General features: G+C 38.8%; 10 protein-coding genes, 1 tRNA gene and 1 other RNA gene. 4 read left to right on the forward strand and 8 right to left on the reverse strand.

Annotated features, from left to right (window positions below; genetic code table 11):
• Positions 1 to 181 precede the first annotated feature (181 nt).
• The 5 genes from IEW69_RS10355 to IEW69_RS10370 form a co-directional block, all read right to left on the reverse strand.
• The gene (locus IEW69_RS10355; protein ID WP_188626782.1) at positions 182 to 1,915 is read right to left on the reverse strand and encodes a DUF2326 domain-containing protein; all 1,734 of its coding nucleotides are present in this window, start codon (positions 1,913 to 1,915) and stop codon (positions 182 to 184) included.
• Positions 1,906 to 2,148, reverse strand: a complete 243-nt coding sequence (locus IEW69_RS17095; RefSeq protein WP_373284100.1) for an ABC-three component system middle component 6 — start codon at positions 2,146 to 2,148, stop codon at positions 1,906 to 1,908. Before IEW69_RS17095 ends, IEW69_RS10355 begins: the two co-directional genes overlap by 10 nt.
• Positions 2,149 to 2,152: 4 nt before the next feature.
• A complete protein-coding gene (locus IEW69_RS10360) occupies positions 2,153 to 3,079 on the reverse strand; it encodes an ABC-three component system protein (protein WP_188626783.1) in 927 nt (308 codons plus the stop codon).
• Positions 3,080 to 3,436: 357 nt separating this feature from the next.
• Positions 3,437 to 4,240, reverse strand: coding sequence for a hypothetical protein (locus tag IEW69_RS10365; protein WP_188626784.1), 804 nt, complete (start codon positions 4,238 to 4,240; stop codon positions 3,437 to 3,439).
• Positions 4,241 to 4,242: 2 nt separating this feature from the next.
• Positions 4,243 to 6,132, reverse strand: a complete 1,890-nt coding sequence (locus IEW69_RS10370; RefSeq protein ID WP_229663590.1) for an ATP-dependent nuclease — start codon at positions 6,130 to 6,132, stop codon at positions 4,243 to 4,245.
• Between the two features lie 911 nt (positions 6,133 to 7,043).
• Here IEW69_RS10370 and istA point away from each other — a divergent pair.
• Together istA and istB are read left to right on the forward strand one after the other, a co-directional pair.
• Entirely contained in the window at positions 7,044 to 8,570 is a 1,527-nt protein-coding gene (istA, locus tag IEW69_RS10375; protein ID WP_188626785.1) for an IS21 family transposase, read from the forward strand.
• Between the two features lie 64 nt (positions 8,571 to 8,634).
• Positions 8,635 to 9,372 carry an IS21-like element helper ATPase IstB gene (gene istB / locus IEW69_RS10380; RefSeq protein WP_188626786.1) on the forward strand — a complete coding sequence of 246 codons (738 nt, stop codon included), beginning with the start codon at positions 8,635 to 8,637 and terminating at the stop codon, positions 9,370 to 9,372.
• Positions 9,373 to 10,184: 812 nt separating this feature from the next.
• Here istB and IEW69_RS10385 read toward each other — a convergent pair.
• Positions 10,185 to 10,257, reverse strand: a tRNA-Lys gene (locus tag IEW69_RS10385).
• Positions 10,258 to 10,498: 241 nt separating this feature from the next.
• On the opposite strand from IEW69_RS10385, the gene IEW69_RS10390 reads away from it, so the two are divergent.
• On the forward strand, positions 10,499 to 10,996 hold the full coding sequence (locus IEW69_RS10390; RefSeq protein WP_188626787.1) for a D-glycero-alpha-D-manno-heptose-1,7-bisphosphate 7-phosphatase: 498 nt from the start codon (positions 10,499 to 10,501) through the stop codon (positions 10,994 to 10,996).
• Positions 10,997 to 11,359: 363 nt separating this feature from the next.
• On the opposite strand, the gene IEW69_RS10395 is transcribed toward IEW69_RS10390, so the two are convergent.
• Complete coding sequence (locus IEW69_RS10395; RefSeq protein ID WP_188626788.1) at positions 11,360 to 12,256, reverse strand: LysR family transcriptional regulator; 897 nt, start codon at positions 12,254 to 12,256, stop codon at positions 11,360 to 11,362.
• Positions 12,257 to 12,375: 119 nt separating this feature from the next.
• Here IEW69_RS10395 and IEW69_RS10400 point away from each other — a divergent pair, with 119 nt between their 5' ends.
• Positions 12,376 to 12,993 carry an NAD(P)H-dependent oxidoreductase gene (locus IEW69_RS10400; protein WP_188626789.1) on the forward strand — a complete coding sequence of 206 codons (618 nt, stop codon included), beginning with the start codon at positions 12,376 to 12,378 and terminating at the stop codon, positions 12,991 to 12,993.
• A gap of 106 nt (positions 12,994 to 13,099) precedes the next feature.
• Here IEW69_RS10400 and ffs read toward each other — a convergent pair.
• Positions 13,100 to 13,199, reverse strand: an RNA gene (gene ffs, locus IEW69_RS10405) — signal recognition particle sRNA small type.
• Positions 13,200 to 13,385: the final 186 nt, after the last annotated feature.

Below are 13,385 nucleotides of genomic sequence, written 5' to 3' on the forward strand. Positions count from 1 at the left end.
AATTTAGAACTGACACAGTTCGCGTTACACTCCCGGTACCACCTACCAAAATCAATGGGTAAGTGAAGAATTTAACTGATTTATCGCTTTAGAAAATTCAATGCGAATCCGACGCATGTGTTCCAAGTTTATAAGTTGTCGCGCAAATCGAGCTAAGAAATCACATAAATTTTAATAATCGTTAATCGTAGGCCATGTCCACTTGAATCCCCAAAAGCTTACTTGAAGGAGAGTCATCTTCTAACTCATGGCAAATATTGTCTAATACAATTTCTTTAAACTCTTCAGGTGTCAAATGCTGCTTTATTTCATCCAAATGGTTTTGATTAAATGAAAGAATGTATTGCTTATTTGCCTTAGGAATATATGCTTTCAATGTTTTAAACAATTCAGCTATTTGCCTTGGATCAATTCCATCTAAAAGCCGGCTATCATGAAATATCATGTTCATTTTATGTCCGTAACCTTGTAAAAGGATTGTTAAGTCGTAGCAAAAGATTTTCACGCTATTGATGCCATCTGAAGCATCTGCTTCTACTTTCGCATCGAACGTATATCTAATCTGATTATCGCCAACATTATTATAAACAGTAATACCAGCTGCAGAATTTGGATAAAACCGTTTAGTTAATTCTCTAAAAAAATCCCTTAAGCCTTTGACTACTCCTTCGGCTTCATTCAAGTATTCGTCGGTCTTAACCGTTGCATCTAGAAAATCCTTTTCGATCTTTAACTTGGAATTATGATATTCTTTTAGAAGGGTGTCGTATCGTTCTAGATTATCCTTTTCACCTTTAAGATCTGACAATTTATTTGTGAGCTTAACAAATACATCCAAAGCTTGATGTGAATTTAGATAGCTTAAATTTTTATCAAAATCGGTTTTTAAGTTATCAAAATGTGAATGTAATTCTTTTGATTCACGCAACAAAGCATTTTTTTGGTCCAAAAGTCTTTTTTCACGATTAATAGTAAGGTGCTTGTAGAACTTTTCTAATTCTTCGAGCCTTAACAAGGCGCCCTCTGCCAATATTATAGAAGCTTCTTTGTAAATTCTTTCAATGCTTTCCTTCTTGATATCGGGAGATATTTTACGGCTCTCCTCTATATTTAGAATCTGGTTCTGTATTAAAACAATTTTATTTTGAGTTGCCTCTAGGTCTTTTTGTAGTCTATCAGCCTCTCTTTTTATGTCATAATAGTCTTCAGCAATTTGAAATTTTTGAAGATCGGAGCCTAGAATCTTAATCTTATCCTCTAAATCTTGCTTCGCCAATGAAACGTCACGGTTACCAATAAAGAATTCTTTAAGTAAGTGATCATTCGTTAGCTCCTTCACGAGATTTTTAATTCTTTCTTTTTCCTTTCTTAATTTGAATTTTTCTTCGACTAAATGGACATTTAATCCTAACAAGAAAGAGTTGGTAAACAGAATTGGGTATTCGTTATTCAATACATTAGGGTCTTTGAACGAGTTATAAGAGCCTCTTCTAGGCCTAATAAAAAAAGGAAGTAGACTCCTAAATGATAGTTGACCAACATCATCGGGGATTTCAAAAATAAGTTTGCCGAATTTACTATTGAAATCTGCGACTTTTGTATCAACTCCATTGAGATTGATCTTTGTCTGGTTATCTGTGCCTCGAATGGTTGTATATTCAACAGTATCAATAGCAAATTTCAACGTAAAAACCCATCCTGGCAGGTGCTTCTTAAAGGACTCTTTTGTGCTTGACCCTAGACAAAAATGAATTAAGGATATCAATAGCGATTTACCAACACCATTAAATGTTTTGTCGTCAACCTTTGAAACAAGCTTTGATTGTTTTGCTAATATAAAATTTAACCCAGATTTATTTTTAAAAACCACGGGCCTAAAACTACTGCGATTGGATTCAATTGAAATTAGTTGCATTTATGAATTAATCCTTTCTCTTCTTTTATTGCTTGGACGCTATAAAGGAAAATCAATGTGAGTATTAAATTATCGAAACTTTGCTTGGCAAAGTAATATCCAAGTTTTAGATCAGCCTGATATAATTTCCAAAGGTCGTCAACACTGGCAGGTTTATCCAATTTCTGCAACAAGTAACTGCCAAACCCCAAAAGAGATTCCGAAAAGTTAACATGCTTACTTGGTAAAATCATTTGTTTAGACAGTTATATCAGGGTTTTTCTCAAAAACATCACAGGATTCAAAATATTTTGCAATGATAGTAATAATAGCTGATTCAAAATGTGCCTCATTTTTTGGTGAACACTGCTTTACCATTTCCCAAAATATAAAATCGCCTGAAAACCCCTGTTCATTATCTTCTGGTGGATTTGCTTTTAAACCTTGGTATATACCGGACAATTTTTCCTGCAAACTATCTGCTAAAAACGATTGATTTGAAATAAATTGATTTAGAGCCCCTAATTTTTGTGCTCCTATTTCCAAATAGCATTTCGTCCAGGGGCTAAGTTTGTTAAACTTTATTTTTTCGTCCCAATCTGGAAATTCGATTTTTCCCACAACTGGAACAATGGGAAGTTTCATAATGAAAGCGATAACTTCAGTAAGAATTGCAAAGTCTAAATTTGAGACACTATTTGTGTCTGGTAAAAACCCAGTAACCGCAATAATTTGATCATCAGACAATTTAAAGAGTTTGTTTTCCAAATCTTTTGGCGTTAAAAACCCGCCCTTTGTCAATTTATGCGTTTTGACAATATTCGCCAAAGTCTTCTCGCTATCTGGATTAACGCCATGAAATTTGTCGTTAATAACAAAATAGAACTCCTTGACATTAGGCCATTGTTTCTTTAAGCCTGCAAAATCCGTCTCTAGTTTAGTAATTACAGCGGGGTAATTGTTTCTGATATCTTCTGGTGCGTAAACCTGAAAATAAATCTCTTTACTTTGGATGTATCCATCATTTTTTCTGTCACCAATAGGGCCCCATGGTTTTATCTGTTGAAAATCGGGCTCTTCATAATTCATTATTTCGGTGAAAATATTTTCATACTTGTCTCCATCGCCCTCATGTACTTTGAGTTTGAATAACGTTCTTGCCAGTGCTTTTTCTTGTGTAGTCATGAGCGTTTATACCCTTCTTGCTAATTGCTTATTTATAAAGGTAAATATTATTAACCTCTCCTTTTTGCTTCAATTTCCACAAACAGTTCCTAAAATCGATGATGTATTTACAGTTTATCCGATTTGGTATAACAGAAGATCCTGCACTTAAGTAATTGTTCACCCAGCCGGGCGGTAGTAGTTTACTGGATTTGGAGAATATCAAGCCATTTTTATTATCTAGAGTCTCCTCACAATATCCGGCAATGTTGCTGTGGTATTTGGCGGGTCGGGGCAGAACAGCAGTAAAAATGATGTAAAAGTTCTTTCTAAAGATCTAATAAGTACATAAAATCGAATTGATAAATTTAGATGTGATTACAGTCGTTCGTATTTCTCAATCCACTTACTTATTTTAGTGGTATGTTCATTGTTAAATTGCAACTCATTAGTTAGAATGAAATGAGTCAATTTGAAGCTTTCCAAGAAATAATCTCTCAGCCAAATATATTTCGAGAATACTTTTTGGTCTGTATAAAGATTTTCTAGTATAGTTTGATACGTCTTTGAATCTGCTCCGTGTAATTTTTCCTTCATAACTATTTTATTTGCATAGTCAATAAATATCGCATCGTCCTGTATTCTAGAAAATTCGCTCTTACAATAAATCAACCGTTTTTCAAAGGTATAGCCGATTGAAGTATTTACATGCTTAATAAATGTCGTTTTGTCTTTGCCAAACAGTTTAATGATCGCCGGATCAATAATAACCCTAGGATATATGGCTTGCGCTTCTAACAAATATGCCTTAATATACCCTTTTCCAACAATGATATTTCTTTCTTGGTCATAAAAGACTGGCCCATAAGAAACGGCGCCTCTTAGAATGATTTTTCTATATAATAGCTGACTCTGGATAGTTCTTATAGCAGTCACAAGTTCCCTAAAACTATCTAAACCTGGTTCTGCGATTAGTATAATCGAATCACTGATGCTGAGTGAGTATATCTTCGATTTCTTTTCTTTTAAAGACTCCAGAACTCCAGTAATTTTTGAAAAATATGATTCCAGACTTTCCACATTGTTTTTACTTACAAGGTCACTAAATCCTAAAACATCTAAAAATGCCACAAACCTGTTTTCAAGATTTTCTTTCAAATTCAATTTTATTTCATTTGCCATAGCTAAAACAGCTTATTAATTTCAATAAACATTTTTTCGAATCTTTCTAGCGTTTCTTCAGAGAAATAAGACACGTCAACGCCTAACTGGTTAAGCTTATTTGCTGGCCTGTAATGATTAAACCTATCCTTACCTATAACTTTATTGATTTGTTTTATAACGGTTTCAATCGCACTATCAAGATCGGCGATTTTCACCTCTTTGTATTCCTTGTCAAAGGCGATGTTAAATAATTTTAAGTATTCCTCTTTTGAAAAAAGGTCTTCAATATCTGCTGTTTTATTACCAGTACCCGTAAATTCGTCAAAGAACCTTATATTTTTTTCCTTAATGATCCGTTGCTGGATCAGATCTGATACTCTTTGTTTACCTTTTTGGTCGATAAAACTATCAAGGAGACATACTATGTTAAGTTTTGATCCTCTCAGCAAGGAAATAAATGTGGTCACCTTATCTAAACCTCCCACGGGAACAATAGTAATATTTTCGCTCAATCCTTTCCTTTTTTGAGATTCTAACAAATTGGACATCACTGTTATGTAAAGTAAATCAGCAGGGCCTTCGACCAAAAGGTTGTTCTTTGAAATGAATAAATTTTGTGCGATATCATAACCCAAAGCAGCTTGAAGGGGAAACAATGTGTCTGCATCCTTTTCCTGAATACTATCTGATATGATTGTGCCTTCATCAGTTTCCAAAACGGTTCTTACCATATTTAGCTTATTCGACTCAACCATGAAAGGACTATGAGTTGTATAGATGATTTGGTATTTCTTAGATAAATCTTCAAAAAACCTTAGTAAGTCAGCTTGTGCAGAGGCGTGTAAGTTCAATCCAGGTTCATCAAGAAGTAATATAAAGTCTGAACTTTTATCAGCTTGTATTTTACTAAACCAAATGATAAACGAGAAAAACCAATTAAATCCTTTGCTTCGTCTATCTAGCGGCAAGGTTATTCTGTGCCTTTGACTTTTCACACGGATATCTAAATATTTAACACTGTCTTTATCTTGTATTCTAAATTCTATATCAAGATTTTTATTTGTAGACCAATACTTGAAAATTTCATTTGTGATTTTGTTAGATGAAGCTTCGAGTAGCGCAATAAAACGTTCATAATCAGTAGTGGATAGTATATCCGACGTTTGAATCCGGGCTAATTCTAGAAGTGCCCTAGCAGTTTTAGTCTTTTCATCGGTACTTCCATTGCTTAACTCATTTAGGTTGATTTTGCCTCCAAGATGATAGTAATCATCAAAATACCAATATCTAGGGAAATTGGGTTTGATGTAATTTGTAAAAATATATCCTGAGAGTGAATTATCCCAATTAGTTGAGTCTGTAATTTTTTTAAGTTGTGCTTTTAATGCTGTTAAATCTGTGTCATCATCTTCGGCAACAATTGATGCAACTGCTTTTAGATCTGACAGAGAAACAATTGTAGTTTTTGTCTTGGTTGACAGCGTATAATTTTTGACGATAAATTCTAAATATGTTTTTTGATTGCCAGTCATACCACCAACAGTCGCGGCTTTTTTATAGCTACTGGTGTATGTTAATTGCCTACTTGAAAACACATCTGTGCCAAGATCTTTATTAATTTGAGCTATAAATTCGTCAGACAAAGTATACGTGCAGACAATGATTTCTTCGTCTTCATCTGAATTTTCAAAATCTACTAGCTCACTCCTTGGGTAGTCCTGAGTAATATCAAACTCAAAATCTGGATCCGACGTGAAATAGTTCGTTTTAGCAATGGCCTGCAAAAAACTAGTTTTCCCTGATTCGTTCATTCCAACTATCGTTGTAATGTCTGGTTCAATATTAATAGTTTGCTCTTTTTGAATACTTTTATATTTATTGACTTTTACACTCGTTAATTTCATTTTCATACTCCGAATTTTGGCTTATAATGGTTTGGTCTAAGATAATCCTTTTTTGGTGCAAATAAGACTGCCAGACAAGAGATCCAAGGGTGTTTAACAAGTAAATTCTCAGCCGAAAAAACTTATTCTTGAGAAATTCTAATCCTATTCATATCAGCCCCTCATCGCCAAAGAATTAAACAGGTCAAGAGTAACAATCAAATGATCCTGCACTGAATAAACCCATTTGAGTGACCTCATTCATCCAGTTTAGAATGCCGCGAAATAAACTGGTTATCAAGAAGTGATCAAAAATTTGTTTTTGGGAAGGAGGGGTCAATAGTTTGTGGTTTTCTACTTAATTGTCAGTTTCCACCTCAAGTTCAGTAAAATGATGAGCCAAGAAGTAGTTAATTAATCAAAGGGCAACATCTGTTTAAGATTTTTCAAGTGCTTCGCTAACGCCTGATTAAAGATGTTCCGACGCTTTCCTACCTGACTAAGAATACCATCCTGCTGCATTTGGCTGCTTGAGCGCCTAACGTATGCTAGGTAGTTTGCCTTTCTTTGCTTTTGGACTGCTGGTTTGCCTTCTTTTGGCTTGACCTCAAAATTCACATACCTATAAGTGCCATTTGACTGCTTCTAAAGTCGCGTTATAACAAATGATCGTTCGTTATTGTCTAAAACGGTAGTCAATGGGCCAGGCATTACGCTGATACCGGGCCAGCCATAACGCGAATCATTGGGCCAAAAAAAGAATCGTTATTCCGGAGGTCAATGGGCCAAAGTTCAATTTGTTTAACGAGACGTGATTTGCTTAATAGAGTACATCGATATCATCCGATAACGGAGGTCATAGGGCCACTTTTCATGATTTTTAATAGCCTTGTGTCTGAAATATTAGCAGATACATGGCAGGACAAAGAATAGATATCATGGAATTACGCAGTTTAATCGTTCTTAAACTAAAGGGCTTAAGCAACCGCAAAGTAGCAGACTATCTGAAAGTAAACCGTAAGACGGTAGACGGGTATACCAGTCGTTTTAAAGCGTTAGGCCTTACCTTTCAGGAACTTATTGAGCTTGACGAAGTAGCGCTCAGAGATTTGTTTACCGAGAATAGCCAGACTGAAAAAGAGCGCTACGAGCTATTGAGCAAACAGTTCCCGACCTTTCAGAAAGAGCTTCAAAAACCTGGAGGTACGCTGCAGGAATTATGGAAAGACTACTTTGAGAAGAACTCTGGCGGATATAAATACACGCAGTTTGCCTTTCATTACCGCAATTGGAAGAATAGAAGCAGCCATAGTGGTAAACTGATCCATAAAGCTGGAGAAAAGCTTTTTATTGACTTTTGCGGTAAAAAGCCCTGGTATATTGACCGCTCAACCGGTGAGCAGATTGACGTGGAGGTATTTATCGCTGTACTTCCCTGCAGTCAGTATACCTTTGTTATGGCGGTTCCTTCTCAAAAACGAGAAGATCTAATCGGCCGTATGGAAGCCTGTTTGAGGTGGATGGGTGGAGTTCCGCAAGCCATTGTATCAGACAATTTGAAATCAGCTGTTAGCAAAGGCAGTAAATACGCACCGGTGATCAACAAAACTTTTGCTGGCTTTGCGTTGCATTATGGCTGTGTCGTAGATCCGGCGCGTCCACACCACCCGCAAGATAAGGCCCTGGTGGAGCGTAGCGTAGAGCTGGTTTACCAGCGGATCTACTATCACTTGCGTAAGCACACCTACTTTAGCCTTAAAGATCTTAATAAAGCAATTGCTGAACTACTAGAGGCATATAATGACTACCTGTTCGCTCATGGTGGAGGCAGCCGCAGAAGTTATTTCATTGACCTGGAGAAGCAGTACCTGCAGCAAATTACTTCAGGACCTTACAGTATCCGTCAGTACCGGCGGGCCAAAGTGCAAAAGACTGCACACATCTACATGAGTGAAGACCGGAACTACTATAGCGTGCCTTACCGCTTTACCGGCATGCATGTGGAAGTTCAGTATAATCAGGATAAGTTAGAGGTGTTCTATAATCATGACCGGATTGCAAGTCACGAAAGAAGCTATAAATCAGGACATTACACCACCATCACCGACCACATGCCTTCTTCGCACCAGGCCTACGGGCAGTGGAGCCCTGAATACTTCCAGAACCGTGCCCGTGGAACAGGGGCATGTACACTGGCCTATATTGAACGCCTGTTTAGCCAGTACAACTATCCTGAAATTGCATATAAACAGAGCCAGGGGATCTTATCTTTTGAAAAGACTTACAGTAAGGAACGTTTGGAAGCAGCCTGTAAAAGAGCTTTGGAACATCATAAGGCTTCTTACCGGACTATCGAAATGATACTGAAAAACAACCTGGATACAATGGATCAGGAATACGAAGTCCAATCTGGTCCTGCAATCCCTGAGCATAGCAACATCCGTGGCGCAAGCCACTATCAGTAAGTAGGGTCCGGAGTATACCGACCCCTGAACCAATACACATCATTAACAAAAAGCAATAATAATCATGAACGAACACAACACTGTAGAAAAGATGCGCCGTATGCGTATGAATGCAATGGCAACGCTTTATCACCGAAGTATCAGCGAAAACCTCTACCAGGACTACACCCTGGACGACTTCCTCTCACTGCTGGTCGATACCGAATGGGAAAGCCGAGAGAATCGCAATATCGAAAGTCTTATACAGAGGGCCGGCTTTAAACAAGTGGCCGCTGCATCAGATATCGACTACCAAACGCAAAGAGGCTTGGATAAAACAAGCTTTGAAAGGCTGCTAAGCCTTAACTTTATTCGAAAAAAGGAAAATCTGATTATTACCGGGGCCAGTGGTTGCGGTAAGAGCTTTCTGGCCCAAAGCATTGGGGTAAAAGCTTGTCAGATGCTGCACAAGACCATGTACTATAATACCGCCAGGTTCTTTGATCTGGCCAAACTAGCTAAACTACAAGGTACTTACTATAAGCTGATCAAGCGGATACAAAAAACAGAGCTGCTGATCCTGGATGACTTTGGTCTGGCCAATATCGATCAGCAGGCAAGAAACGTACTGATGGATGTAATTGAAGAAAGACATGAGAGCTCAACAACCATAATTGCTACACAGATACCAGTCGCAAGCTGGCACGGGTTAATTGGAGAAAGTACGGCGGCAGACGCAATACTCGATCGAGTCGTGTTCTCCTCTCATCGCATTGAACTGGAAGGAGAATCTTTCAGACGAAAGAAACAGTTGAGTCATTAAAACTAAACGCTTATAATTGTAGTGAAAAGTGGCCCATTGATTACGGTAATCACTGGCCCAGCATCCTCCGTTTTTACTGGCCCAGTAAGTCCGTTATAGACACGTTATTATCATCTTAATCTAAGTTCTTATAGAGCTTGATGAGCCTGGCTTAAAAAATAACAGGCGTCGAAGAAAGAGATGATGGAACTTTGACGGCGCGTTGCGCGCGTCGTTTTACCGTATAGATAACTCTTCTGTAGAATTTGGCCAGGTTAGCGGACTTGATTAAGATTTTTTCACGATAAAATTCAAACCTTAGGTAGCTCAACGGTTTTCCCATTAGACAATTTTCTCCAACGATTTGGGTTGACACAATACGCGCTGTTTTATCACTTACCTTAACTCTAGCGAATTCGTAGGATTCTGTTTTCGTTTTGCTAATCGAACCTTGCTACTAACTTCAATTTCAGTTTCTACAAAATACTTAATTGCCTCCACCTGTTCTGCTTTGCAAATAATCAATATATCGTCCGAATACCGCCGGTAAAATCCGCCCATAACACAGCCCACGGGTGAAAGTCAAAATTAATAGTATTGTAACGCTTGTTGAGAACAGCTGGTACATTTCAAAAAATAGCTATTAATTTCCATCATCGCTGATTTGAAGTCTTAACGATTTCCTCTACCTACGGTGATCCAAGGTATTGAAGAAACTACGTGATGTCCCCAAATTGATGAAACTCATCTGGGCTTATTAGAACAATAAAAGTAGGAAGCCTATAATCAAAAAAGCCGCTAAAAGCGGCTTTTCTTGTTTGAAGATTTCTCTGTGATCCCGCTGGGATTCGAACCCAGGACCACTACATTAAAAGTGTAATGCTCTACCAGCTGAGCTACGGAATCAAAGTTCTTTCGAACTTTACTCTAAACGTCTCCGTTTTAAAGTGATGCAAATATAAGGACGTAATACATATCCTGCAACAAAATATTGCGTATAACCGCTATAAACCTGATTTTAAGGGAGATTATTTTATAAGCAAGCTTTTTCAACCGCCATTTTCTACCCCTATAAACCCAAATTCTATAATTTAACTTAAACATTCATCCTTAAAACTCTTATCCGCATCTTTGTTTAAAGGAAAATATGAAAAATAAAGCAATCTTTTTAGACAGAGACGGTGTACTCAACCATGAAATGAACGATTATATCTGCAGGGTGGAGGACTTCAAAGTACTGGAATACCAAATCCCCGCATTAAAGAAATTCTATGATGAAGGCTATATGCTCATCGTCATCACCAACCAGGGCGGACTAGCACTGCAACGATACACAGAAGAAGAACTCGCAGAAATGCACAAGATCCTATATGCAACCTACGAAGCACAAGGCGCCAAATTTACCGATGCTTATTACTGTAAACACCATCCATCGGTATCCGGAGAATGCGAGTGCCGTAAACCGAAATCCGGAATGCTGCTGGAAGCCATTGCAACCTATGATATAGACCCGAAGTTATCCGTAATGATCGGCGACAAGCCCCGCGACGTTGAAGCTGCACACGGCGCTGGCGTAAAAGGTATCCTAATTGCACCTGATGAAGTTATCAACTACGATAGGGTAAAAGCCATGCTGGAAAGCTAAATACAGAAGTATTAATCCAGACTTATACAAATCAAACATATTCTTGATCCGGTCCTTCCATAAAGGCACCGGATTTTTTTATGCCTTTCTGCTACGTACAGTGTTACGTTAAATAAAAGAGCAGTTGCAGACAAAGAAAAACCTAGACCGAAACGGATCTACTTCGGCTCTGATCCGGCTCGTGTTCGCCTATGCTTCGGCTTGAGCCGAAGCATAGGCGAACGAAAGGCGAACAATAGGCGAACGAAAGCTGGACAAAAGCAGACCTCATCCTTTGTTTATCATCTAGTTTTCTCCACCATTTCCACATAGAAAAACCTTCCATCTTACAATAAATTCAGGAATCAAAAGCCACAAAACCTACTACTTCATAACCTGCCTGAACAAACCTTTCAGGTGATCAATCTCCGCCTTGTGGCTCGTCTTCTTGCGCGTCCCAAAATAAAGCGTGTTCTTCAACTTCTTGTCGCCAGCCCAGATCAACTGGATCAATCCGGATTTGATTTCATCAGCGCACAGAAAATCCGGCACAACAGCTAGGCCGGGACCTGCACTCAGACAACGCACAATGGAATTCAGGTTCGGCACAATGTAATTGGGCCTGAAGTCCGGCTGCTGTCCAAAGTTCAAACGCCAGAACTGGAACAGGTGTTCCATGTCACCCGTGGTTCCGTACCACTTCTGCTGTTTCAGCCAGGCCACAAGTGCCGCCTTATCCTTCTGCTTATGGATAGGCTTAAATTCCGCCAACGGTACATCCTTACCGCCCACCAGCACGATGTTTTCAGAAGAGAAGGGCTCGTGTTCAATGTTGGCCGAAATTCCCTTCTTGGGTGTGATGATCAGATCCAAGATCCCCTTGTCCAACTTGTCCAGCATCTCCGGGTACTCGCCAAAGCTGATGATGAGGTTGAAGGGCAGGGTAGAGACATACTGTTCCAGCGTGATCTGGAAAGTTTCAAAGCACATACCCACGCTGATTGTCGGCGTATGTTTCTGCGTAGAACGCTGCTGGTTCTGCTCAATCTCCTCCAGCTTCGCCAAAGGCTCGGTCAGTGCATTAAACAGCACCTTTGCACGTTCCGTGGGAATCATCTTCCGACCAGTGCGATCGAACAGCTTGTGGCCAACGTAAGATTCCAAAGAACTAAGGTGTAAGCTTACTCCAGGTTGTGAAATGTACAATGCCTTTGCTGCGCCAGTCAAGGTGCCAGTCTTATAAATCGCTTTAAATGTGCGATACCACTCAAGATTTACCATATCCAATTTGCTAAGTACGTGTATGTACAAGTATCATAATTCTGATACAAAGCTATGACTTAACTTATTTTTATAATCATTCCTAGAGTGGGACTTTTGTAATACAAATTCAAAGCAATATGAAACATGTATTAATCATCAACGCCGGTCAACGCTTCGCACATTCCGGTGGCAGATATAACGAGACCGTTACCGCACACACCAAAGCCTTTTTTGAAAAACAGGATGATGTAATTGTAAAGGTGACGCACATCGACAAAGGGTATGACGCGAAAGAAGAAGTAGCGAAGTTCGTCTGGGCAGACTACATCATCTATCACACGCCCATGTGGTGGTTCCAGGTACCGAATGGCTTTAAAAAGTACATAGACGAGGTATTTACAGAAGGGCACAAGAACGGCATTTATCATAGCGATGGGCGTTCAAGTAAAAATCCTGAAATCAATTATGGAACAGGAGGGATGCTGCAAGGCACAAAGTACATGGTTACCACAAGCTGGAATGCACCCAAAACAGCATTTACATTACCTGGTGAGTTCTTTAAGGAAACATCTGTTGATGATGGTCCGCTTTTCGGCTTTCACCGCATGAATGCTTTCGCATCCATGGAGAAACTCGACGGCTTCCACTTCCATGATGTCGAGAAGAATGCGGATTTACAAACAGACATGCTGGCTTACGAGAAACATCTGGAAAGTATTTTCAAGCCTGAGCTGGAACTTAGCCAATGCAGCTAAATCGAAAACAGCCTAAAAGCAAAAAACCTCCTTTGAATGATCAAAGGAGGTTTTATATTTTTGATGTTAATCTGCTTGTCTGAATTCCTACTTCTAAAAAGTAAAAAATGGGCAAGCAACTTCTATCGCACCGCTACAACTTTCTACCCTTGCTTCGTTCCCGCCCTGGGGGAGTTCAAAAGGAGCTGATCGTAGAAGACTTGCCCACTGCAAATGTAAGAACAGAATTCATTTCCCGAAAATTATTTTTACGAATGTTCATGGATTTACGACATATTTTTAGTAATGTATTGATTGTAAGCCCCTTGAATTTGAAATATTTTTAAAGAAAACCAACCGGCCTTGGAAAATGTAGTTAAAAACAAGGCTTCAACGAACATCTGAATACAAGA

Source organism: Pedobacter quisquiliarum, from assembly GCF_014642175.1.
In the GTDB taxonomy this organism is placed as follows: Bacteria; Bacteroidota; Bacteroidia; order Sphingobacteriales; family Sphingobacteriaceae; genus Pedobacter; species Pedobacter quisquiliarum.